This is a genomic window from Winogradskyella sp. (assembly GCF_028289625.1).
In the GTDB taxonomy this organism is placed as follows: domain Bacteria; phylum Bacteroidota; class Bacteroidia; order Flavobacteriales; family Flavobacteriaceae; genus Winogradskyella.
In genome coordinates this window covers 1-24,319 of sequence record NZ_JANQOM010000006.1, presented here as the reverse complement: position 1 = coordinate 24,319, position 24,319 = coordinate 1, and the positions used below count along the sequence as shown (strand labels likewise).

The following is a 24,319-nucleotide window of genomic DNA, read 5'->3' as shown; positions in this document are numbered from 1 at the left end:
TTTATGATGTTTGTAAATTTAATTTTGAGCGTTTATTGAAATTCTTAGGAATATTCATCTGCAAATGGTAGGTATCCGTATAGGCCATTACCTTGTAAATTTGATTATTTTTGATATACCAAATGTGAAGAAAAGGTGATGTAAAATCGTTTTCTGTGCCTTTGGTTCTTCCTTTATAATAACCTTTTCCAATTACGGCACCTTCAATTTCAAAGAGCTCTTCGGGTTCTAAAGTCCAAGAATCAAAGTTTGACATCAAAGCTGGTAAATAGTCTTCCATAACGCTTTGTCGTCCGTTGTAAATTCCTCCTGATGGATAATTTGGTAGCATTTCAAAATGGACATCTTCTGTAAGGATTTCTGGGTTCCACGTCGTGTACCAATCGTATGCTATTTTAATGTTTGACGATACATCAGTTCTGTTTTTTATTTCTGAAAATTTCATGACTTTTTAATTTATAATTATTCTTTTTTTAGGATTCCAATTGTTTCATTAAGCTTAGGTCATCTGTTAAGCCCCATCGTTCTATTAGCTTACCGTCTTTAATTCGATACAAGTGAAATACTTCAAACTTTACCTTTTTCCCCGTAGCAGGGTTTCCATTGATTTCTCCATCATTGGTTCCTGTTATGAAATCTCTAGCCATAACATAATCGCCTTCTGAAATAATATGAGTATAATCTGCTTTCACGTCCGAAAAAATATGGAAGAATGCTGAATATAATTCTCTAAATACTTCAGGTCCTTTTTTAGCCTTTAAGGGAAACACCTCTTGATGATTTGTAAACTCAGGATGAAGAACCTCTTCTAGAATATCTAAATTTCGATTATTAAACGCTTCATCAATTAGTCTCTTTAATATCTCTTTGTTTTTATTACTTTGTTCCTTTTGAAACAATTCTTTAGTCTTCATAGTTTTAAATATTTATAATGTTATACTTCTAATGAACATTACAAATGTACCTCGGCTATAAACCTAAGGTTAAACCAGAAACGAATAAGGAATGACCATTTTTAAGTATTGCGCAGTTGCAAGGGTGTCTTGCCTGTTTTTTTCTTTACAAAACGCACAAAATGGGTAGGATTATCAAAGTGTAAATCGTAAGCAATCTCACTCACGGTTTTGGAAGTTTGTAGCAGTAGCGACTTTGCTTCTTGAAGTTTTCTATTATGAATGAATTGCAATGCTGTGTTCCCAGTTAAGTTTTTCACCACATAATTCAAATGCGTAGGATGAATGGCCAACTGGTTGGCAAATTCCTTAACGGATTTAAGTACCATCTCATTTTCTGTTCCGTATTGTTGTTCAATAAGCGATTGAAAATCCCTAAGAATTCGTTTATCCGAATCTTGAGATACTTCTTGGGTACCTAACTTCTCCTCATAGAGATTTTTAGATTCCAATAGTAGAATATTGAGATAAGACCTGAAAATATCTTCTTTATTAGGCAAATCTTGTTCTGAAATTAATACGATATTCTCACAAGTGCGTTGCAAGTGCTCACTTTCTTGTTGCGTAATGCTAATACTCATTGAGGCATTTTGGGTGAAAAAAGGAAAGTCAGAATGCAACTTATTCTTCTTATGTACCACAGAATAGAAATCAGAAGTAAAGTAAATAATAAAACCACTCATTGGCGCAATACTTTCCCAGGATTGAATATGCCCTTCTCCCGAAAAAAACAGCGTATTATTTTGAAGCTGTGCGGTATTTTGATTGTTGTACATATCAATTTCACCACTCAGAATAAGCATGATTTTGTAAAATCGCTTTCGATAAGGTGGCATTTTCTGTGGAATTACTTTGGCTGAATCCTCCAACCTACCAATAGCAAAACCATTAAAAACAGGACATTTAAAATTGATAAAGTCAAAATACTCCTGAATGGTTGATAAGGTATGTATGCCATCTATTTTCACTTCTAAAAGATAATAATTTTATAGTATAAAAACAGCGACCTCTATTTTTGAATGTCGCTGTTGTTTTCTTTTGATTATAATACTTTTAAAACATACCGCCATTAACACGAATGGATTGTGCCGTTACCCAACCAGATTCTGGACTGGTTAAAAACTGAATGACAGGTAAAACGTCAGACACTTCGCCTAATCTGTTTTGAACAGACATGTGTTTTAAGTAATCAATGGAATGTTCATTTTCCACAGGGTAGAAAAAAGATGTATTCAAAGGTCCAGGTGCTACAGAGTTTACCGTGATTCCTCTCGACCCCACTTCTTTTGCAATCATTTTTACAAATTGTTCTGAAGCGGCCTTTGCTCCAGCATACACTGAGTAAAAGCCAGTAGTAACCGAAGTAAGCGTGGTAGAGATGTTCACAATTCGTCCACCGTCATTTACTCTTTTGGCAGCTTCGCTAAGCAAAAAGAAGGCTGTTTTGGTATGAATGTTAAACATTTGGTCATACTCCTTTTCCTGTACTTCTGCTGCTGGTTTTTTAAGCATAGTTCCAGCAGTGTTGACAAGAATATCTACTTTGCCAAATGTATTTTCTGCTTCGTCAAATAAACGCTTAATTTCTGTTACGTTTCTTAAATCCGCCTGTACTAATTTGGCATTACTTCCAAAGGCATTGATTTTTTCAACAATGTTCGCTGCTTCTGTTTTGCTGTTATCACTAAAGTGATGTACGATAACGTTTGCACCAGCATTTCCTAAATACGTAGCGGTTTCGGCACCTAAATTTTTTGATGCTCCTGTTACGATTGCTACTTTTCCTTTTAATGTTTGATTTAAAGTTTCCATTTTACTAAAATTTTTAAGTGAATTATTGTTTTGTTTTTAATTACACTACAAATGTCCAGCAAAAGTGAAAGGGATATTTGGTCTGTTTTTAAGGCCTTATGGTCAATTTCTAAGCATTACGGTATTTTGCAGGTGTGAAGCCTGTTTTTTTCTTAAAAAATCTTGAGAAATTTGAGGTATCGTCATACGTTAAACGATAGGCAATTTGAGCCACTGACATATCTGTATTATTCAATAAGGATTTGGCTTCTGATATAATGCGTTCGTCAATCCATTGTTTTACGGTCTTACCCGTTTGGGATTTAATGACGTTACTAAAGTAATTGGGATGGATAGTCAATTGGTTGGCATAGTCTTGTACATTCCAAATAAATTCTGCATCGCCTTTTACAATTTTCAACATGTTAGTGTTTAAAGACACTTGAAAGGACTTTACAATTTCAGCAGGTCTATTTTCGAGAGAAATCGTGGCTTGGTGTGATAGCAATAATTCCTTGGTTTGAAATAAAAAGGTGACCAGTTGATTGGCAACAATACGTTTTTTATATACTGAATTTCCATTATATTCCTGAATGAACACTTCGCATTGTCTTTTGATACGCTCATAATAGTTGTCTTCTAAATACATTACAGGAACGGTTTCTTTAAATAAAAATGGAAAATCTTGTTCAATGCTTCCAGGATAATTTGCTTTTAGAAATTCAAACGAAAATGTGAGCATATACCCTTTCCAGTTTTCTTCAATAGTAAACGATTTTAAATGTCCTGGTAAGGTGAAATAAAATGATTTGGGTTTGAGTTCAAACCAATGCTCATCGATGGTGTAATGTCCTTTTCCAGATTCAATAAGCAAGAAAGCGACATAATTGGTTCTAAAAAAAGGTGAGGCCATAGCCTCATCGCCATGAAGTCTATCGAGGCTGTGTATGGTAAAGTCGAAGTCCTGTTCAATCTCAAGATTGATTGACTTGAAAAATTCTGATATTGAATGATATATCTTTTGTGCTTTCAAAAATTAAAAGAATTACTTAAAAATAAATGAATTCACTGAGATTAAAAAAACAGCGACACTCATTAGCAGAATGTCGCTATTACATCAAATACTTTTACCTTTAATTTAGACGCACATGCTTAACTTCTGTTTAACTCATATTCACCTTTGATAGTTGTTCTATGCAAGGTTCTTGTGCTATCATTTAGCGTAGGCGTAGCTTGATGAAATACCGCATAATTGTCTGCAATAACAATATCACCTTCTTCCCATTTATGTCTGTATTTTACATCTGGTAATTCTAGGTATTGCGTAATTTTATCAATTACAGCTTTTATTTCTAACTGAGTAACGTGTTCGTCTGTAGAAAATATGCTTTGGGTCAATCCATAGTTGAGGTAAATCCCTTTTTTCTTTGTCATAGGATGCTCAATGACCAAATCGTGTATCGCAGAATTGCTCACATTTGTTTTTAAGTTTTCAGCAATATTTTTTAATTCGTCAGGAAGCATGGTATATACTTTTTGGGCATCGGCAAGAAGCGTTTCGCCTCCATTTTTTGGAATTTCCGTAAGATGAAATATGGATATTGGTGTTGGTATTTGATTAAACGACCCGTCTTGGTGCCAGTAAAACCCAACATTTTGATAGCCTTTACTCTTATCTGTAGATAACCTGAAAATTTCGGGATGCTTTTCAAACTGATTGGCGTTGTATGGAAAGGTTTCCAACGCGCCAAAAATGCTAGAAAACTCAACTTGCTCTTTCGGACTTAACGTATGCGCCTTAAGGATAAGCAGTTGGTGTTCATTTAAACTGTTTCTTAAATAAGTAATGTCTTCTTTGCTCAGATTATTCACGTCTATACCTTCTATAGTTGCTCCAAAATGTGGATAAATAGGTGTTTTTTTAATAGGACTTAAAGTTTCCATGTTTATAGATTTTAAAGTTGAACTTTGTTTTACAGTTCAAAATTCTTTAAAATCGATATCAATAAAAATGACCTAGATTCAGAAAAAGTATTGATGTACATCAATAACTATTTGCTAAGTCGGTTTTTTCGCATTCTGGAAAGGAATTCCGTCGTCACACCAATATAGGAAGCTATGGCGTACTGTGGAAATCGATGTGCCATTAGTGGATATTTATCCAAAAAATGCTCATAGCGTTCTTCAGCATTAAGCGTAAGGCGTTCAATAACCCGTCGTTGCATATAAGCCGTTGAGCGCTCAGCCATGATTCTAAAAAAGGTTTCGAATTTTGGGCTTATAGCTTTTAATTCTATCTCCTTTTTATGAATAATCTGTAAAAGCAAGGTATCTTCTTGAGCCATCACAAACATGGTCGCTGGTTTTTGATAGATATAAGCATTATAATCGGTTATCCACCAATTGTCAATGGCAAACTGTATGGTATGCTCATTTCCTGAGTCGTCTATGATATAAGCCCTCATGGCACCTTGCACTACAAAATTTCTATGATTAGGCACAAAATCAGGTTGAATTATAAATTGACGTTTCTTAACGGTTTTGAGTGAAAAGAAGCTTAAAAAATGTTCAAATTCGTCGTCGTTTAAATCAATTCGATTTGCAATATGCCTCTTAAATATCTTTGACGCTTCTGACACAAATAGTTGTTTTAATTGAATCAGTAATTTAAGCATAATAAATAAAAAACAGCGACCTCCATTTCTGGAATGTCGCTGACTTGATTTTAATGATTTTGTTGTTTTACCAATACCTACCATTTACACCAATAGCACCGATTATCCAACCACTACCTTCACTACTCATAGCTTTTTATTTTTTGCGTTTCCCAATTGGTTAAATCACCGATGTATTATTTTTATTACACTATTTTACCTTCATTAACTTTTTTCACAATGTTTTAATTTATGCTACTTAAATACTTATTAAGTCATTAACCTCCTTACAGATTTTATTTTAAATAATTGATTACTTCCTTCATGGCGGTGTTGACAGCCTCTTTTTCAAAATAAAGTTGCTGTTGGTTGAATTGATTTAACCATACAATGTCTTTTTTACCTTCAAGAAGTTCATAAAACGCCTTTGCTCCCTGAGGGACTGCACCACTTTCGCTGTGTACTATAAAAACAGGCTGTTTTATTTCATTCCCTGCAGAAATGCCATCAAAATTTAACCAAGGTTCCCAGCTACTGACTGCAAAACGGTTATCATAGTGATTCCCTGCTGCTTTTGCAGGGTTTAGATAATAGTCAAATGCTCCTTCCGGTACATACATTGCACTTAATGGGTCTAGTTCGCTAGCGGCAAGAACATAATCCATTACTCCTGTCTCAGCATATTTAACTTTTGCGTCTTTAGCAGCTTTTAAAAGGCCCTCTGTACCACCTGGACGCAAATCATAGATTGCTTTGGCTATTTGAGGGTTATGTAACCAAGGTGCTACCAAGACTAACTTTTTTATACGTGGGTCTTGAGCTGTAGCATGAGCCATATACCCTGAACTTGCACAGACTCCGAGAGCTGACAATTTACCTATATCTACATTTGGATGATTCTCTAAGAAATCAACCGCAGCTTTTATATCTTCAATCTTAATATTGTAGTCCTCTACTTGTCTTGGTTGGCCCTCACTTTCACCAAATCCTGTAAAATCGAATGTTAATGTAATAAATCCGTCTTTTGCCATTACACTTGCATATTCGTCAGGCATTTGTTCTTTTACGCTCGTCCAACTTCCGGTTACAATAGATGCTGGATATGTTTTATTACTATTAAAGTTTGGTGGTAAAAATAAATGCCCTACCAGATTTACACCATTGCTATTGAAGGTAACCTCTTGCAATGTGACACCGCTGTCTGTTCTCGCACCAGCACGATGAACCGAATAGTTTAGAGGCTTTAAGCCAGGCCAGCTATTTAAAAGTACATTCGGGTTGAAATATTCAATAAATTTCGTGATTTTCTCGTTCTCAATCGTGAACAAACCAATGTAACTGTTGTTGTAAGGTTTTCCTTCATTTGTAGTTATAGTACCATTGTACTTTGCTAAATAGTCATTTGGATTTTGGGTACTAAAATATTCAACCTCATAAGTTTGCTCATAGCTCATTACACCTTTATATTGATTTTTGATTTCTGTAATTCCTTTCAATTCTTTTGGGAAGTTTTCTGGTGACAAAGGCATAATCTGTAAGGCATCAGTAGTGAATGATGCTAAAATATTTTCTAATTTTCGTGATTCTAAAGCTTTAAAGAAATTTGCTATTACAGCAATTTTATTAGTGTCTGCTTTGACAAATTTGGAAATTTTACCTTCCTCCACTTTTTGTATTGCTAAAGCAGGTAATGAAGTCTCGCCAAATTGCTTATAAAGCGTCGCATCAATTCTTGCCAATTTCCATTGATCATCTTCTTTTATGTATTCTGTATCATAGCCAACAAAAACAGACCATTCTTTGCCGTCTAGGTAGTGTGTAGCATGGCCGTCAAAAGTAGCGGTTGCTCTATTACCAACTGACCAAATTGCAAAATTGTGTGGATGATGTACTGTCCTTTCAAATCCAGGGAGTATTTTTTGCCATCCACTCACAATTTCATTAGATGTCTTAAACCCTGAATCACCACCAAGAGAGGTGTAATCCACATAAACTGAATCGGCCATAGTACTAATTACCTTTTCCCAGTTTCTATTGTCAGTTGCTGTAAAAAGGGTAGATGTTAGTAACAAAATATTTTCTTTATCAATTTCTTCTTGATTAATTACTGTTGTTTTCATTGTGGTCTTGTTTTCATTGCTGTTTACTTGATTATCACTTTTACAAGCCATTACCAATAGTAGCAAGGCCATTAAAATATGTGTTGTTTTCATAGTTTTTAAAAATTTAATGTTCTGTATTTCCTTTTTTGAAGATTCTGAAATCCCATTGATTGCGAGATGGTTTAATATGGCAGACGTATTCGTTGTGTTTTGAATTAAAAATGTATTGAAGTCCATAGTATCTTTTCTTTATAGTATATTATTCTGATACCACAAAGCTATGGGCATAGTGAAACTATCTAACTACGAAATTCAAAGTAAGACGTACGAAATTCAAATATGTGTGAAAAATTGAGCTACGTATAAAGAATTTTATAGTGACTCTCTAAACTGCGTAGGCGTCATTTTCATTCTGCTCTTAAAGAAATTTGAAAAGTGATTGGGATAATTGTAATAGAGATCAAAAGCGATTTCTTTTACACTCTTATTTGTATTAGACAATTTCGATTTTGCCAAGTTGAGAATGTAGTTGTAAATAATATCAGAAGCTGATTGATCGGTAATGCGTTTCACAACAGCATTGAAGTGATTAGGGTGCAAGTTTAATTTGTCGGCATAATATTGCACTTGGCTAGGGAGGGTGTTTGAATAGCGATGTCCAGGTTGAAAGGAAACTTCAATTAATGTCTTAAAACGGCTTACTAAATTTAAATCATTAGAACGTTGTGAGGTGGTAATCGTTACCTTTTCTTTAGAATAGTCGTAAATGCGGGCTACTTTATGCAAAGCAATATGTATATAATGCCGTATTATTTGCTTAGCGTTTGCATTATTAGACTTATGTTCTTTATACATATCATTGAATAACTTTACAAAAAGATGAGCTTCTTCATTAGTGATTTCCATCGGAATGGTATTGTCAATCAGCAGGAATGGAAAAGTCTCAGTAATTCTTTTTCTCGATAGTGTTCCTCTAAAAAAATCCTCTGAAAAAATTATATAATAACCATTCCAATTAGGAGCAATATCCCATTGTAATATCTGATAAGGTGAATTAAAAAAGATAGTGGTTTCTTTATTTTCTGTGCTATAATTACCTGTTTTTGCAAACCCTCCGCCACCTAATTTAATGGCAATGGCATAAAATTCGTGCTTAAAAGGGGGCATTTTGTGGTGTACAGTTGCCATATTTTCTTCAAAACTACGAATATCAAAATCAGTCCATTTAGGATAAGAGATGTTTATACCTTTGCAATAACTTTCTAAGGTAGGGAAGTGTTCCATATTTTAATTTTCACTCAAATACTTGTGCACCAAATTAATAGAGATTGCTCCTTCACCAACAGCCGAAGCAACTCTGTTCATAGCTCCGCTACGAACATCACCAGCAGCAAAAACGCCAGGTACGCTAGTTTCTAACAAATATGGTGGTTGTTCCCTTTTCCAAACAGTCCTGGCATCTGGGTGATCCGTTATTGCTCTACCAGTAATTAAAAAACCTTTTGAATCTTTTATAAAACTATCGCCTGTCCATTCTGTGTAAGGTTTTGCTCCGATAAAAATAAAGATTGCCCTTGCCTCCTCTTCATTCACTTCTTTGTTCTCATTATTCTTTAAAACTACACTTAGCAATCTTTTATCGCCTTTGGCTTCAACTATTTCCGATGAAGTTATGAGTTCTATATTTTCAGTGTTTGATATTTGGTCTATTAAGTAAGAACTCATAGTCGCATCAAGTGATTTTCTGCGAATAACAATATTCACTTTTTTGGCAAACTTAGAAAGATACATAGCACCTTGTCCGGCACTATTCCCACCTCCTACAATGTAAACAGTACCGTCTTTACAGGTATGAGCTTCGGTGGTTGCAGCGCCATAATATACACCAGCTCCAGAGAGTTTGTCCATACCCTTATTATTTAATCTGCGGTAATCTACACCTGTTGCTATAACCACCGATTTACCTTTTACTTCAACACCATTTGAAAGTTGAATAATCTTGTAAGAATCTTTTATCTGAATACCAGAAACAGTCATTGGGGATAAAAATTCGATGCCAAAGCGTGTTGCTTGTGTTATGGCCCTTCTTGCTAAATCAGAACCACTTAATCCATTGGGAAAACCAAGATAATTTTCAATTCGTGAACTAGTTCCAGCTTGTCCGCCCGGTGCTTTTCTATCAATTAATAGGGTTTTCAGCCCTTCGCTACCACCATAAACCGCAGCAGCTAATCCTGCTGGCCCAGCACCTACAATAATAACATCGTAAAGATCTTCTTTGGCCTTAACATTTAAGCCGAGTTGCTCTGCAACACCAATAATATCAGGATTTTTTAAAACATCACCATTTTCTAAGAATACCGTAGGTAAATCTCTATCGTTAAGTTTGTTACTCTCAAACAATTCTTTGGCTGTAGATTCATTCTCGATATTTAAAAACTGATAGGGAAACATATTCCCAGCTAAAAAGTCCTTTATGTGATGGGTTTTAGGAGAAAAAGGATAGCCTACTATGCGCAAGCCCGAAAAAGACGGAACATAGTTTGCCGACCAATCTTGTAAAACATCGTCGATAACAGGATATAGCTTTTCTTCTGGTGGATTCCATGGCTTAAGCAAGTAATAATCCAATTGTACATCGTTAATCGCCTTTATGGCTGCATCAATATCAGAATAAGCCGTTAGTAATACCCGCTTTGCTTTTGGAAAGGTTTTCATAGCTTGCTCAAGAAACGTAACTCCCAGCATATCTGGCATCCGCTGATCCGATAAAAACAATGCAATAATTTCTTCCTTGTTTTTCAAAGAAACAACAGCTTCTAATGCTTCATTGGCAGAGGCCGTAGCCATAATTCTATAGTCTTTGCGATAACGAACTTTTAAATCATTACGAACTGCTGCGAGTACTTGTGGGTCGTCATCTACTATTAAAATGATTGGTTTTTTCATTAATGGATCACCTATTTTTTTCATTAATTGGGAGGCACACTTCAAAAACAGTTTCACCAGGTTTTGAAGTGACTTTTAAGCTTCCGTTGTGTTGTTTGATAATTTTCATCGCAATATCTAACCCCAGGCCTGTACCCTTACCGATTTCTTTTGTAGTAAAGAAGGGTTCAAAAATACGATTAATGATTTCTTGGGGAATACCATGGCCATTATCTTGAATGTATGTGTAAATAAAACTACCTCTCGCATCTGTTGTGATTTTTAATGCACCTTCTTTTTGAGGCAACGCATCAATTGCATTTTCAATAAGATTCGTCCAAACTTGATTAAGTTCACCTGGCATACCATATATTTTTGGCATGTTTTCTGAAAAATGGGTTGTTAATGTATGACCTCGTTTACTGATTTTATGATTTAAAATATTCAAGGTGCTTTGTAGACCTTGATGGATATCCAATAATTGAAAATCAGCACTTTGGTCCATATAAGAATACGTTTTTACCGACTGCACCAAAGCTTCTATTCTACTTGAGGATTCTTTGATGTCCAAAACCGTTTTTTCTGTAGTCATATTTTGTACAATCCACTTTAAGACGGGATTGAAGTCTTCTTCGCGCAATAATGATTTCACGGTATTCAAATCACTTTCATTAAATTGATATTCTACTAAGAGAGGAATCAAATCATATTTATCACTGAGATTACAATCCTCAAACCAGTCCAATAACTCATCTTCCAAGTCTGTTTGCTCCATAAGACTAAGTTGCTTGGGTTTTTCATTTAATTTCTTGTACATGAAATTATTTATGCTATCTATAGTTTCATCATCAGATTTAATTTTAATGACTTTTTTAAAGTGTTCTGGTAAACCCATCAAATGCTTTTGCAATAAATCCGCACTTCTTACCATAGCACTTGCTGGGTTATTAAGCTCATGTGCGAGTCCTGCTGATAGTTTTCCTAATGCGATGAGCTTTTCATTTTGCACTTCTGTTTGAGTTATGGTTCTGATACGATTATTCATTTCATGAACCAACACTTCTGTCAATTCATAGTGATTTTGGATCATGAACTTCATATTTTCTCTAGATAAATTACCAATAACCGACGGTTTTAGTGCTACCGCATAACCTAATGCGTTTTTTGCTCGAGAAAATGGTAAAAGTCCAGAAAATTCTTTATCAAGTATACGGCTGAATGCTTTTTTCGTTTTATTTTGTACAGTATATACTTCGAATTCCCCACTGAAAATTACAAATAGATTGTTTATAGGATCCCCTTTTTTAAATAAATACTCACCCTCATTTATTTCTACTATTTCTAATTCTTCTGCCAACCATTCTAATTGAATCTTCGGAACATTTTTAAACTGAGGAAATTCATATAATGCTTCTATCATAGCTTAAAATTAATTGTTACTAAAATACGCATATTGTTTGTGCTATAAGTTATGTTTTCATAACAAAAATAGCGACACCCATTACTGAAATGCCGGCATTTTATCCAACACTAAAATTCAATGAAACACTAAACCGAATAAAACTTTAGTTCTATTCAGTTTAGATTTTTAATTGCCCCAACCTAAACTTGGGGCCTTTTTCGATGTTGTATTGTTATTTGGATTCGGCCAACTCCATATTTCCAAATTGTTTGTCTAATTCCCCTTCGGAAATGATTTCCCAACCGCCACCTAAAGCTTTGTAAATAGCAATTAAAGATGTGGCGGAAGCGATTTCACTTGAGGCTAATCTATTTTCAGCAAGTAATAACGTATTATCAGCGCTGAGGTAATCGATAAAGCTATCCAAACCTGCATTAAAGCGTTTTCTTGCTATATCTGTAGCTTCAGCACTTGCTAATGAGGATTTTCTCAGCGTTTCACGTCGTTCCAATTCATTGGTGTAATTGGTCATTGCCGTACTGATTTCTTCCAAAGCTTCTAAAACTGTTTTTTCATATTGCTGTAGTAATGCTAAAGTCAGAGCATCTTCTTTTTTTATCTGTTGTTTTACACGTCCAAGATTGAAAGCTGCCCAACTAATACTTGGAAAAATGCTCCAAGTAAAGGACTGATTGCTTCCAAAGTTTGAAAAGTCAACCGCAGAAAACCCTATAGAACCGCCAAAACGAATGTTAGGATACAATTCAGCAACCGTAATATTATACTTTGCAATCTGGACTTGCAGTTCTGCTTCAGCACGTTTAACGTCAGGACGTCTTCGTAATAAATCTGTGATATTTCCAACTGCAACACTTTCAGGTAGACTTGGCAATGGTTTTTTATTAATCACTTCGTTATCCAAGTTCCCTGGAACTTCACCAATTAAAACACTGATACTATTTTTTAAAGCTTCAATGCGTGCCTTTAATGGCGGAATGGTTGCTCTTGTATTTTCTAATTGTGCTAAGGCTCTGGAAACATCGAGCTGATTACTCGTTCCTGCTTCAGACAAACGCACTGTTAAATCATAAGTGTCTTGTTGACCCTTTAAATTTCTATTGGCAATATCTAATTGGTATTGTGCGCCACGCAATTCGATATAATTTCTGGCTACTTCAGCAAAAATACTGACGTAAACGCCTTGTAAGTCATTCATTGCCAATTGCTGATTGGCCAAAGTGCCTTTAATTCTATTGGATACACGGCCAAAAACATCGGTTTCCCAAAAGGCATCAAAACTTGAATTATAGGTGGTAAAAGTCGGATTGGCACCTGGGACAAAGATATTTTCGCCCAATCGTGTTCTGGTGACGTTGCCATTGGCAGTAACCGTTGGCAACCTGTCCAATTTGGTTTCTTTAACCAATGCTCTCGATGCATAAAAGTTAGCAATTGCAGTATTAATATCTAAATTGTGTTGCTTTGCTTTTTGAATCAGCGTATCCAGAACAGGATCGTTGAATTCTGACCACCATGTGGTAATAACTTCATTTTGTGCATTAGAAAATACTGAATCTTCAGTTATATTTTCTAAGTAGTTCTCTTCAATTTCAACAGTAGCGTTGATTTCAAAATCTCTCTTGGTAACCCCACAGGAAACCAATATTAGGGATAAAATTGTTATTAGTGTTATATGTTTCATGATTTCTATGTTTTATTTGTTGATACAAATTTCGGTCTTAAAGGGTGCTTGTAGTTAACCAATAACACCCCTTGAATGACCAAAATCTAATATCTATATGGTTTGAATATGTTGTGAGATAACTTCTATGGGTTCAGGTTTTTCAGTATTAGACTTTTTTTTAGTCGTTAGTCTTCTACCCAGATAATAGAATACTGGTGTTAAAAAGATACCGAACAAGGTTACACCAAGCATTCCACTGAATACTGCAATACCAAGTGATACTCTAAGTTCTGCACCTGCACCAGTGGCTATAGCTAATGGCACAACACCTAAAATGAATGCCATAGCAGTCATTAATATAGGTCGTAGTCTTAATTTTGAAGCCTCAATGACAGCTGTTTTTAAATCTTTGCCTTGGTCTTCCAACTGCTTGGCGAACTCTACAATAAGGATGGCATTTTTACTGGCAAGACCCACAAGTACAACCAATCCAATTTGTACCATGATATTATTGTCTAATCCTGCTAAATCAATACCTATCATTGCTGAAAGTAATACCATAGGTACAATGAAAATCACGGCTAGCGGTAGTACTAAACTTTCAAACTGAGCTGCCAATAATAGGAATACAAATACGACTGCTAATAAGAATGCGATAGCCGCAGTATTGCCTGTTTGTTTTTGTTGATAGGCCATCTCTGTCCATTCAAAAGAAATACCTTGTGGTAAAACCTCAGCAGCTAACTCTTCCATACGGTCTAAAGCCTGGCCAGTACTAAATCCTGGTGCAATATCGCCAACCAATGAGGCTGATGGATACAAATTAAATCTTGGGATTCTGTTTGGCCCAGCAATATCTTTTTGTGTGCTAATGGTTCCTAATGGTACCATTTCACCTTGATTGTTTCTTACTTTAATTCTTGAAATATCATCTGGTGTCAAACGGTTTGGTGCATCTGCCTGAGCTGTAACTTGATAGGTTCTTCCTAAGTAATTGAATTCATTTACAAAAGCTGAACCTAAATACACTTCTAATGATTGGAATACATCAGCAACATCAATACCTAATTGCTCGGCTTTCACGCGGTCAATATCCAAATAGAGTTGTGGTGTTTGGTTATTGAAAAACGTAAATACACTATTTAGTGCTGGGTCTTGATTGGCAGCCGCAGCCAAGGCATAGGTGGCGTTAATCAACTCGTCTGTTCCTAAATTGGCTCTATCTTGTACCATCATTCTAAAACCACCTGCATTACCGATGCCTCTTACAGATGGTGGTGGAATAACGACTACAAAAGCATCATCAACCTGCGCCATTTTTCCACGTAGCGTGGCTAATAAATCATTATAACCAATTCCTTTTTCTGTTCTAACATCAAAATCTTCAAGAGTAACGAATATAGCAGCAGCGTTTGAAGCATTGGTAAAGGATGCGCCATCAAAACCTGTAAAAGATACTGCTGTTTCTACACCATCAACTTCTAACAATACATCTAAAGCTTCATTGACTACTTTATCGGTTCTGGATAAGGATGACCCTGGTGGCAATTGAATGGCAGTAATAAAATATTGTTGGTCCATAGCTGGAACAAAACCTGATGCCACACGATTGAACTCAAAACCTGTAAAGGCGATAAGTCCACCATAAACTATCATGACCATAGCACTTGTTCTGACCAATTTACGAACGCTATTACCATAACGGTTAGATAAATTTTCCATAAAACGGTTGAATGCATCTCCGATAAACTTAAAAGGTCTTGCCAATAATGGCGTTTTTTTGTTTTCGTCATGAGCTTCGTGCTTCATTAATAATGCTGCCATTGCTGGACTTAGTGTTAATGAGACAAATACTGAAATGGCTGTTGCTACCGCAATGGTTAACCCGAATTGCTTATAGAACTGACCTGAAATACCTTCTAAAAAAGCCGTTGGGATAAATACCGCGATTAATACTAATCCAATAGCGACCAAAGCGCCACCAACTTCATCCATAGTTTTGCGTGCGGCATCTTTAGGCGATAAGCCTTGTGCGAGGTAACGCTCCATATTTTCAACCACAACGATGGCATCATCTACCACAATACCGATGGCCAACACCAATCCGAATAAAGTCAAGTTATTTAATGAAAACCCTAAAGCTTGCATAACAGTGAATGTTCCGATAAGTGATACGGGAATAGCTAAAATTGGAATAATAGCAGCTCTCCAAGATTGTAAGAATAGAAGAATAACAAATACTACAAGAATAATGGCTTCAAATATGGTTTTGTAAACTTCATCAACTGATTTTTGAACAAACTCGGTTGGGTTGTAAGCAATTTTATATTCTAAATCTTCAGGGAAATTTTTGGACAGCTCAACCATTTTTGCTTGAATTTCGGCTGCTGTTTCTAAAGCATTTCCACCAGGTTGTTGGAATATTGGCATGGCAATCGCTGGGTCTTTCCCCAAATAACCTTTTGTAGCGTAGTTCTGCGCGCCTAATTCAACACGGCCAACGTCTTTCAATTGAACAATACGACCGTTTTCACCTGATTTAATGATGATATTTTCAAACTCTTCCGTTGTGATTAATTTTCCCTGTGTTTGGATATTGATTTCAAAAGCTGATTGACTTCCAGAAGGTAAGGTGTTCAACGTACCGCTAGCAATTTGAACATTTTGTCCTCGTAAAGCCGTTAATACTTCCCCTGCTGTCATGTCTAAATTGGCAATTCTATCTGGGTCTAGCCAAATACGCATCGCATATTCAGCAGCACCGAATAATTGAATATCACCAATACCTTTAATACGCGCTAATTCATCTTTTAATTGTAAGGTGGCATAGTTGCCAATATAGGTTTGGTCATAGGTTTTATTAGGGGAGTACATGTTAACGACCAATAAAATATCTGGTGAAATTTTCTTTGTCGTAATGCCCAATCGTCTAACAGATTCTGGCAATCTTGGTTCGGCTATGGCTACTCTGTTTTGCACCTGAACTTGCGCTTTATCTAAATCTGTTCCTAATTCGAAAGCGACCTGCAAGGTTACTCTACCGTCAGCAGCGGATTGAGAGGTCATGTAAATCATATCTTCAACTCCGTTGATTTCTTTTTCTAAAGGTGTTGCAACCGTTTCAGAAAGTGTTTGTGCATTTGCACCAGGATAAGTCGCTACGACTTCAATGGTTGGTGGTGCAACATCTGGAAACTGTGATACTGGCAATGATACGTATGCCAATGTGCCCACGATGATAATCAGGATACTAAGTACCGCTGCAAAAATGGGTCTTTTGATAAATGTGTGACTAAATTTCATGATTTCTAATTTTTTGATGTTGGATAAGAGTATCCCAGCCTCTCTCTTTTTGCTATTAATCAAAGAGTAATAGAGAGAGGAAAAAAGGATACAGTATGTTGGTGTTTGTTACTCTACTGCATTAAGTGCAAGAGCATCGTTATTTGTAAGTGAAGTTTCAACAGGACTAACTACTACACCAGGTCTTATCTTTTGAATATTGTTGGTGATGAGTTTATCCTCTGGGTTTAGTCCTTTTCGGATGATTCGTAATCCGTTGGTATGTAATGGACCAAGCTCCACATTTTTAGTAGTGACTGTATTATCATCGCGAAGCACATACACAAATCTAACAGATTGGTTTGTTCCAATAATTTCTTCAGGAATCATAATGGCTTCATGTTCGGCGCTTCCTAATAATCTTGCTTTGCCGAACATTCCGGGTTCTATAAGCCCATCTTTATTATCTAAGGTGGCTCTACCTTCAATGGTGCCGGTGCTTCTGTCGATTTCATTATCTACAAAATCCATGACGGCTTTATGTGTGTAGTCATCTTCATCTTGAAGTTTTAGCATTACTGGATTAGCCGTTGAACGTGAGGATGCGCGTTCTCCACTTTGCGCCAATCGCGAATACTTTAAGTAATCTGATTCACTACCTTTAAAATAAAAGTGGATTGGGCTTGTTGCTACTATTGTTGTCAATAAGGTTGAACTTGAAGAACCGCCATCAATAAGGTTGCCTTCATTAACCATATCTCTACTCACACGACCAGAGATAGGTGCTTTTACTTTGGTAAATTCAAGATTTAGTTTTGCATTATCAACGGATGCTTGTGCCAATTGTAATGACGCTTTTGCTCCTGCTAATGCTTGTTTTCTACTGTCATATTCTTCAACAGAAACCGCACCAGATTCACGTAAGGATTTTACACGGTCAAAGTTATCTTGTGCAATTGTAAGTTGGGCCAAGGCTTGCCCGTAGCCTGCTCTCGCTTGGCTTAATGCAATTTTGAAGGGTCTTTGGTCTATGGTGAATAGTACATCCCCTTTATTTACGGATTGACCATCTTTGAAGCTTACGCTTTCAATGTAACCGCTTACGCGCGCTTTTACTTCAACACGATTGCTCGCTTCAAATCTTCCCGTATACTCATCCCATTCAGTGATTTTTTCAAATACTGGAAATGCTACCTCTACTGGCATTGCTTGTACAATAGTTTCTGTAGCTTCAGTTTTTTCTTCGTTTTTTGTCATTGCAATCACTAAGATGGCTACTAAGATTAGTCCAACAAATAGTCCTATTTGTTTTACTATTTTACTTGTGTTTAAGTTTAGTGTTTTCATTTTTATTATAATTTTTTCTTGTTATTACTATTTGATGGTACAAATGTATTTCTGATTTCCTGTTGCTGGTTAACCAAAATCAAATCGTAAATGACCAAAATTTAAGATTATGTGTTTTACATATGAATTTGGTCATTTTTTAAGGTAAATTCAATCCGTTCCTAGTGCCAATCGTACTTCGTCTAGATACCCATTAAAGGTTGAAGCTCTAAAACTTGCATAGATTTGTTCTAACTGATGGTCGGTAACGGCAGATTTTAACGATGGTATTTTCTCAAATAAAATAGATTTAAAGGCATCCATACCGTCAGATTTGTTAGTAGCTTTTTTAAATACCTTAAGAAGTGCTGTACTACTCATTGTAAATGAAGTATCTATCAAAATCGTTTTGGGATTTTGCCTAGATTCTTTTAGTAGTTTTCTGTAGATGAACTTTTCATTCACAATTAAAGAATTCATAAACAGATAGGTTGTAAAGTCTTCTAGTGTTTCTTCAGACCTAACATCTTTAGTTTGTAATGCTTTATGTTGATAGGGTTCTTGATGATTTTGTGAATGACTATTAAGGCTTATCAATAGCAAAATCAGAATTAGATTTTTGAATGTATAATATTTGGTTTCCATAATACTCTGTTTTTATCTGACACAAAGTTACTTTGGAGATAAGCCATTAGAGCGACCAAATTAATATGGAAAATGACCAGAATTTAATACAAGTGTTTCGCAAAATACGTTATACATAAAAACATACGATGTCAATAACCAATTGCAATCGTTTATGGGAGTGGCTTTGAACTACTTTTTTAAAAAATCAATTATTGTATCCGTTACTTTTTGAAGTTCTGGAGATAGCTTCTCTTTTTTCCAAGGATGCTTTACGTTGAACACATGATCTGCATCTCTAATGATTTTTAATTCTGAATTTGGATTCCATTGATGTAATGCATAGGCTTCATCAATTGTTACAGAAGTATCGCTATCTCCATGAATAATTAAATGCGGGATCTTAATTCGTTTTTCTGCGGTTTCAATATTGAGCCGTTCTTCATTGGCCTTAAAATCCTTGTAGAATTGATAGTAATGTGGCATTTGTTGTTTCGTTCTACCATTAAGGATATATTTTACCCCATCTTTTTTCCATGTTTCTATATCTCCAATGGTTGCTGTGCGTTTTCCGAAGTCGCACACACTAGCAAGTGTAGTAAGGTTGCTTATTCTAGAATCTTCGGCGGCTTTTAGTATCGCTATGCCACCTCCACGACTATGGCCTATTAATGAGATGTGGTTTGTATCTACATTTGGGTGATTCTTAAATGTCTCTTCAGTCCAATCTATAATGTCTCCTAAATCATTGAGCTCTTTAGTGTAGTTGTTATTGCCAAAAGCCTCTAAATCTGGAAAATCTATTGGGTTTTCCATTGTACCTCCATTATGTGAGAAATTGAATTTAACAAAACAGATACCAGAATCAGCAATGCTTTTGGACATAAGGTTCCAAGCTCCCCAATCTTTAAAACCCTTATAACCATGACAGAAAATAATAATGGGTTGTTTTGGTGTATTCTCGGTATAAAATGTATCAATAAGTATAGGCTTTTTATCAGCTCTATTTAGAATGAAATTTTTATCTATTTGCATTAGCCAAGTTCTTTTTCAATAAAATCGATGTTCGGATTACATATTTCTAGGATAAGCTTATGAAGCTCAATTTCAAAATTATTCAAGGTCTCTCTATCAATTTGTTGGTTTTTATTTCTGCCATAAGTGGATTCTTTTTTCCCAAATTTAAGGAAGCCTTCCTTCATGTTTTTAAATGAAATGATTCCGGCTTCAACAGGCAATTGAATTTTCTTTTTTTTATGCATCATATAGGCATAAGATAAGACTTGAAAGGACTTGCTATATTTGTCATAATCGGTAGTGATATCTTCCCAGTTTACAATTTCAACCTTATTTTGCTCTACCTTACCCGATTTATAATCAATAACTCGAGTCATACCGTTAAATAGGTCGATTCGGTCTACTTTACCTGTGAGTTTAACAGGAAAGTCTATACCTTTAATGTTAAGCTCTATAGTTTCATCAGCTTCGATTGCCAAAATTTTAATGGTATTACCCGCTTTTAAGTCTTCGATTTCAGAATCTATAAAATTCATGATATAGCGTTTAGCAATCTCAAAAATAATGAGGTTTTTACCAGAAGTAAAGTCACCATCTTTATATAGTTTTTTAAAGTGTTTGGCAATAGTGATTTCAATTATGGTTTTAAAGTTTTTAAGGTGCTCTAGTGTTAAAAAATCATTCACTATAGGCTGGTAGAATTCTTCAAGCGTATTATGTATTACTGAGCCTAAGGTATTAGCAGCAATGTTTTCTTCTACGTCTTCAAATTCTTCAATCCCAAGTATTTTTTCATAATAAAAATCTAATGGATTTCTGATGTAATTTGTCAAAGAAGACGGTGAAAACCCTTTATCCGAAAGTTCTTTTAGTTTGTCTAATACGGAATCCGTTTTGGGAATGCGCTGTAATTTTTTTTCAATAACAGGAACATCAGTTGATACAATGGTATGCTTTATCTTATGAATTCCTTCAACATCTATTTGTGTAATAAACCTACTTTTTTCTCCACCTTTAAGCGCATCAATTTCGGTATTATAGAGAAGATATACATTTTTGGCCCGTTGTATGAGCCTGTAAAAGTGATAGGTATAAACTGCATCTTTTTCTTTAAAAGTAGGGAGGTTGTTTTCTAATTTTACATCAAAAGGGATAAGTGAATTATTTGTCTTACCAGATGGAAGTATACCTTCATTAACTGAGCTTATAATGACAGTTTCAAAATCTAAAACTCTAGATTCTAACATTCCCATTATTTGAAGACCCTCTAAAGGTTCGCCTTTAAAATCTAATGTTTCAGTCTTTAACAGGTCTTTATATACCTTATGCAGGCTTTCGATAGAATTAAGGTATTGGTAATTTTTATTAAGCTCTGAAAGTTGATTAAAAAGTGCATTGAAGCGATATAAATACTCTAATTCTAAGGCATTTAATTGCTTGTTAGCCACCAAGGTTCCTTTTATATTTAAAATAAGTTCAGCACAATTTACAAGTGCTGTTTTTGGGTCGTTATTCCATGAGCCAAATAACACCTCAATAATACTGTGTAGCTCCTGATGGGCTACTTTTTTTAATTGGCCAACTGTAATGTAGACCAGATTGTTTCTTTGTATATATCTTGTAATAGGACTCAAAATATTCCCAGCCTCAGTTTCAAATAAACTATAGATTGAAGGATGAGATATGATGGCAATGACCTCCTTAAAATAAAACTTTTCAGGATTTTTTTTATGGGAGACAAACAGTTGCTCAAATAATGATGATAGAGGAACGAACCTTAAAGGCAAACCCATGGTGACATTAATTTGAGTAATATGTTTTGGGATGGAGTTCAATAAAGGAATTAATAAGTTCTCCTCCCCCAATACCACAGCGACACTTTTTAAATCTTCTTTCCCCAAACTAATGTCGTTTAATAGCTGTCCTATATATTTTGCTTGGCCAACAAGCTTGGGAATACCTATAGCTTCAATGTTTTTCTTATCGCTATAATATGATGTTATCCAATTAAAAGGGGATTTTTTAAAATAGCTCCATTTTGTTTTATGCTCCCTGATGAATAACCCTGCATCGTGGATATCATCATTAACAAATACGTTATCAGCATCCCAATATATATATGCCAAATCACTCTGAAGTAAACCTTGTATGATCTGGGATTCACATGTATTTAAAGCATTAAAACCTAAAAAAACATGAGTCCTATGAGCATTGTTTTCGATATAAGCCTCTAGGTTTTCAGTTGCTTCACGGTAGATAAGTCCTTGGTAACCTCTTTTATTTTTAAGTAGGGTGTTTGTGAATGCTTTGTAGTAGTCTTTTAGACTTTTCCAGAACTTTAAATGGTTTTTAACTAAATCGGTTTGTACGGTTTCTAAAGACCAATGGTTAAGCTCTTTAATGGCATGAAGATAATCAAAAATAGCATCTTGATTTGCATGATAGCGGTCTATTTCGTTAAAGTCTTGCAATAAAATTTGAGCCAAGGGGGCAAATGATTCAAAAGATTCCTGGTCTTCTTTTTTCGTATTGTCTAAGTAGGAGCTGTAAAGCCAAAAGAGTAAATCGGTATTTGATAAACTTTGTAAACCAGACAGCTCCTCTACAAACATTTCAATACTTAAGGTATGAGGAGAAAAAATGGGTTTATCTATCATCTTGGAAAGATGGTGTTTTAAAAAAACACTTGCACGTTGACTAGGTAGAATAAAGTATAAATCCTCAAGATTTAAGCCTTTGTGCTTAAGATCTAGTAATACAGATTTTATAAAACTACTCATTTTATAAAAATAAAAAACGCTTCGAATTTCGAAGCGTTTTTCAATATATTTTGAAGTTATATTAGCCTTTAAGCTTAACTTCTACACGTCTATTTTCTTTTCTACCAGCTCTTGTTTTGTTATCAGCGATAGGATTGTCTTCGCCATAACCAGAAGCAGTTAATCTATCAGCATCGATACCGTTAGCAATTAAGTAATCCCTAACCGCATTGGCTCTTCTTTCAGATAATGCTTGGTTAGATTTCTTGGAACCAACAGAGTCTGTGTGACCTTCAATAGCGAAATCTGCTTTTGGATATTGCTTAAAGATTGCTACCATTGCCTGTAAAACTTGATCAGTTTCTTCCTTGAAAGATGCTCTACCAGTATCGAATAAGATTGTTCTAGCATAGCTATTTAACTCATCGATAACCTCTTGAGTTGGGTTAACGATTGGGCATCCATTGTTGGCAACTTCACCAGCTTCATTAGGACATTGGTCATCTTTATCTAAAACACCATCACCATCAGTATCAGGCCAAGGACATCCATTGTTAGCAGAAGGACCGGCTTCATTAGGACAATTATCATCACCATCTTTAATACCGTCACCGTCAGTATCAGGACAGCCTGCTAACGAAGCTAAACCAGCCACAGTAGGACAAGCATCATCAATATCTCTTATGCCATCACCATCACTATCAGGACAGCCATTAAATTCAGCTAAACCAGCAGTATTTGGACAATCGTCTTTTGAATCTTGAATACCATCGTTATCAGAATCTGGACAACCGTTAAAGATTTCTAAACCTGCTTCTTCAGGACAAGCGTCATCTTGATCGTAAATACCGTCACCGTCAGTATCAGTACCACCAAACTTGAATGTTACACCAACAAAATGTTGAAAATGTGTTGGTAAATAATCCTCAAAGGCATGTTTATACATAGTGTTTACATCAATACCAACCTTTTCAGATAACCAATATCTTAAACCAAGACTTCCATTTAAGGTTCCTGCACCTATATCATCTAACCAAGTGTAACCACCACCTACACCTAAATAAGGGTCAATCTTATTAGAATTTATTATATCCATAAAACTGTAAGAAATTCTACCATCAACACCAAAGTAAGTTAGGTTGTCAACTGTGTTTGTTCCTGCTTCAGTACCGTCAGGATTTAAATTAGTACCAAATTTATCTATTATGTTTAGAGAACCAGTGGCTGTGAAGGTAAACCCATCGCTTAAATATCTAGAAACAGAGATTGTTGATACTATAGGAAAGATATTCCAATGATCTGTTGCATTAAAGAATTCGTCAAAGTAGTCACCTTGAGGTGCGTCTTCACCTACAGGATATGGGTCAACCGCATTCAGACCTATCGATAAGGCCCAAGGATTGTTCTTGTCTTGACCATGTGTAGTGCTGAAACTTATAAGAAGCACTGCGACAAATAATAATCTGCTAAGATTTTTCATATTCTAATTAATTTAATTTTAAGTGTTAATTGTTGGCAAATGTAAGTTGTTAAATATTATTAACAAAGACAAATATATAAAAATATTGTTATAACGCCCTAAAATAAAGCGTTTGTAACGAATTTAAATAATTTCAAGTTTTTTCCCCACTTTAACAAATGCGTTGATAGCTTTATCTAGGTGTTCTTTGGTATGAGCAGCTGAGAGCTGAACACGAATACGTGCTTTTTCTTTAGGAACTACAGGATAAAAGAAACCTATAACATAAACCCCTTCATCTAGAAGCATATTTGCCATGGTTTGCGACAGTTTTGCAT

At 35.4% G+C, this 24,319-nt stretch carries 19 protein-coding genes; all 19 read right to left on the bottom strand.

The features are described 5' to 3' along the window. Position 1 precedes the first annotated feature (1 nt). Positions 2 to 445: a hypothetical protein gene (locus tag Q0992_RS00690; RefSeq protein WP_299519241.1), complete on the bottom strand. Its 444-nt coding sequence runs from the start codon at positions 443 to 445 to the stop codon at positions 2 to 4. Between the two features lie 28 nt (positions 446 to 473). Further along, on the bottom strand, positions 474 to 914 hold the full coding sequence (locus Q0992_RS00685; RefSeq protein WP_299519239.1) for an ester cyclase: 441 nt from the start codon (positions 912 to 914) through the stop codon (positions 474 to 476). A 101-nt stretch (positions 915 to 1,015) separates the two neighbouring features. Next, complete coding sequence (locus Q0992_RS00680; protein ID WP_299519237.1) at positions 1,016 to 1,921, bottom strand: AraC family transcriptional regulator; 906 nt, start codon at positions 1,919 to 1,921, stop codon at positions 1,016 to 1,018. A gap of 85 nt (positions 1,922 to 2,006) precedes the next feature. Beyond that, positions 2,007 to 2,765, bottom strand: coding sequence for an SDR family oxidoreductase (locus Q0992_RS00675; RefSeq protein ID WP_299519235.1), 759 nt, complete (start codon positions 2,763 to 2,765; stop codon positions 2,007 to 2,009). Positions 2,766 to 2,874: 109 nt separating this feature from the next. Further along, positions 2,875 to 3,777, bottom strand: coding sequence for an AraC family transcriptional regulator (locus Q0992_RS00670; RefSeq protein ID WP_299519232.1), 903 nt, complete (start codon positions 3,775 to 3,777; stop codon positions 2,875 to 2,877). A 119-nt stretch (positions 3,778 to 3,896) separates the two neighbouring features. Then, entirely contained in the window at positions 3,897 to 4,688 is a 792-nt protein-coding gene (locus Q0992_RS00665; RefSeq protein ID WP_299519230.1) for a TauD/TfdA family dioxygenase, read from the bottom strand. Between the two features lie 107 nt (positions 4,689 to 4,795). Further along, positions 4,796 to 5,383: a Crp/Fnr family transcriptional regulator gene (locus Q0992_RS00660; protein ID WP_299519228.1), complete on the bottom strand. Its 588-nt coding sequence runs from the start codon at positions 5,381 to 5,383 to the stop codon at positions 4,796 to 4,798. Between the two features lie 311 nt (positions 5,384 to 5,694). Beyond that, complete coding sequence (locus Q0992_RS00655; RefSeq protein WP_299519225.1) at positions 5,695 to 7,611, bottom strand: nuclear transport factor 2 family protein; 1,917 nt, start codon at positions 7,609 to 7,611, stop codon at positions 5,695 to 5,697. A 261-nt stretch (positions 7,612 to 7,872) separates the two neighbouring features. Then, the gene (locus Q0992_RS00650) at positions 7,873 to 8,784 is read right to left on the bottom strand and encodes an AraC family transcriptional regulator (RefSeq protein WP_299519224.1); all 912 of its coding nucleotides are present in this window, start codon (positions 8,782 to 8,784) and stop codon (positions 7,873 to 7,875) included. 3 nt (positions 8,785 to 8,787) lie between these two features. Then, a complete protein-coding gene (locus Q0992_RS00645; protein ID WP_299519222.1) occupies positions 8,788 to 10,449 on the bottom strand; it encodes an FAD-dependent oxidoreductase in 1,662 nt (553 codons plus the stop codon). 7 nt (positions 10,450 to 10,456) lie between these two features. Next, positions 10,457 to 11,848: an ATP-binding protein gene (locus Q0992_RS00640; protein WP_299519220.1), complete on the bottom strand. Its 1,392-nt coding sequence runs from the start codon at positions 11,846 to 11,848 to the stop codon at positions 10,457 to 10,459. A 214-nt stretch (positions 11,849 to 12,062) separates the two neighbouring features. After that, positions 12,063 to 13,532 (bottom strand): TolC family protein, encoded by a 1,470-nt coding sequence (locus Q0992_RS00635; RefSeq protein ID WP_299519218.1) that lies wholly within the window; start codon positions 13,530 to 13,532, stop codon positions 12,063 to 12,065. A gap of 93 nt (positions 13,533 to 13,625) precedes the next feature. After that, positions 13,626 to 16,817, bottom strand: coding sequence for an efflux RND transporter permease subunit (locus Q0992_RS00630; RefSeq protein WP_299519215.1), 3,192 nt, complete (start codon positions 16,815 to 16,817; stop codon positions 13,626 to 13,628). A 108-nt stretch (positions 16,818 to 16,925) separates the two neighbouring features. Then, positions 16,926 to 18,143: an efflux RND transporter periplasmic adaptor subunit gene (locus tag Q0992_RS00625; RefSeq protein ID WP_299519212.1), complete on the bottom strand. Its 1,218-nt coding sequence runs from the start codon at positions 18,141 to 18,143 to the stop codon at positions 16,926 to 16,928. Between the two features lie 150 nt (positions 18,144 to 18,293). Further along, positions 18,294 to 18,767: a hypothetical protein gene (locus Q0992_RS00620; protein ID WP_299519210.1), complete on the bottom strand. Its 474-nt coding sequence runs from the start codon at positions 18,765 to 18,767 to the stop codon at positions 18,294 to 18,296. Positions 18,768 to 18,938: 171 nt separating this feature from the next. Then, positions 18,939 to 19,781 (bottom strand): prolyl oligopeptidase family serine peptidase, encoded by an 843-nt coding sequence (locus Q0992_RS00615; protein ID WP_299519207.1) that lies wholly within the window; start codon positions 19,779 to 19,781, stop codon positions 18,939 to 18,941. Further along, complete coding sequence (locus Q0992_RS00610; RefSeq protein ID WP_299519204.1) at positions 19,781 to 22,543, bottom strand: PD-(D/E)XK nuclease family protein; 2,763 nt, start codon at positions 22,541 to 22,543, stop codon at positions 19,781 to 19,783. Before Q0992_RS00610 ends, Q0992_RS00615 begins: the two co-directional genes overlap by 1 nt. A gap of 61 nt (positions 22,544 to 22,604) precedes the next feature. Continuing rightward, positions 22,605 to 24,002 carry an OmpA family protein gene (locus Q0992_RS00605; protein WP_299519202.1) on the bottom strand — a complete coding sequence of 466 codons (1,398 nt, stop codon included), beginning with the start codon at positions 24,000 to 24,002 and terminating at the stop codon, positions 22,605 to 22,607. A 123-nt stretch (positions 24,003 to 24,125) separates the two neighbouring features. Then, a partial coding sequence (locus Q0992_RS00600; RefSeq protein ID WP_299519200.1) for an aminotransferase class I/II-fold pyridoxal phosphate-dependent enzyme occupies positions 24,126 to 24,319 on the bottom strand: 194 nt, incomplete at its 5' end.

What these genes read in the sequence shown, in the direction of transcription:
- Q0992_RS00620 (WP_299519210.1), bottom strand. Translation starts at nt 18,767, where the DNA reads ATGGAAACCAAATATTATACATTCAAAAATCTAATTCTGATTTTGCTA.
- Q0992_RS00675 (WP_299519235.1), bottom strand. Translation starts at nt 2,765, where the DNA reads ATGGAAACTTTAAATCAAACATTAAAAGGAAAAGTAGCAATCGTAACA.
- Q0992_RS00630 (WP_299519215.1), bottom strand. Translation starts at nt 16,817, where the DNA reads ATGAAATTTAGTCACACATTTATCAAAAGACCCATTTTTGCAGCGGTA.
- Q0992_RS00655 (WP_299519225.1), bottom strand. Translation starts at nt 7,611, where the DNA reads ATGAAAACAACACATATTTTAATGGCCTTGCTACTATTGGTAATGGCT.
- Q0992_RS00645 (WP_299519222.1), bottom strand. Translation starts at nt 10,449, where the DNA reads ATGAAAAAACCAATCATTTTAATAGTAGATGACGACCCACAAGTACTC.
- Q0992_RS00640 (WP_299519220.1), bottom strand. Translation starts at nt 11,848, where the DNA reads ATGATAGAAGCATTATATGAATTTCCTCAGTTTAAAAATGTTCCGAAG.
- Q0992_RS00635 (WP_299519218.1), bottom strand. Translation starts at nt 13,532, where the DNA reads ATGAAACATATAACACTAATAACAATTTTATCCCTAATATTGGTTTCC.
- Q0992_RS00650 (WP_299519224.1), bottom strand. Translation starts at nt 8,784, where the DNA reads ATGGAACACTTCCCTACCTTAGAAAGTTATTGCAAAGGTATAAACATC.
- Q0992_RS00605 (WP_299519202.1), bottom strand. Translation starts at nt 24,002, where the DNA reads ATGAAAAATCTTAGCAGATTATTATTTGTCGCAGTGCTTCTTATAAGT.
- Q0992_RS00615 (WP_299519207.1), bottom strand. Translation starts at nt 19,781, where the DNA reads ATGCAAATAGATAAAAATTTCATTCTAAATAGAGCTGATAAAAAGCCT.
- Q0992_RS00665 (WP_299519230.1), bottom strand. Translation starts at nt 4,688, where the DNA reads ATGGAAACTTTAAGTCCTATTAAAAAAACACCTATTTATCCACATTTT.
- Q0992_RS00625 (WP_299519212.1), bottom strand. Translation starts at nt 18,143, where the DNA reads ATGAAAACACTAAACTTAAACACAAGTAAAATAGTAAAACAAATAGGA.
- Q0992_RS00610 (WP_299519204.1), bottom strand. Translation starts at nt 22,543, where the DNA reads ATGAGTAGTTTTATAAAATCTGTATTACTAGATCTTAAGCACAAAGGC.
- Q0992_RS00685 (WP_299519239.1), bottom strand. Translation starts at nt 914, where the DNA reads ATGAAGACTAAAGAATTGTTTCAAAAGGAACAAAGTAATAAAAACAAA.
- Q0992_RS00690 (WP_299519241.1), bottom strand. Translation starts at nt 445, where the DNA reads ATGAAATTTTCAGAAATAAAAAACAGAACTGATGTATCGTCAAACATT.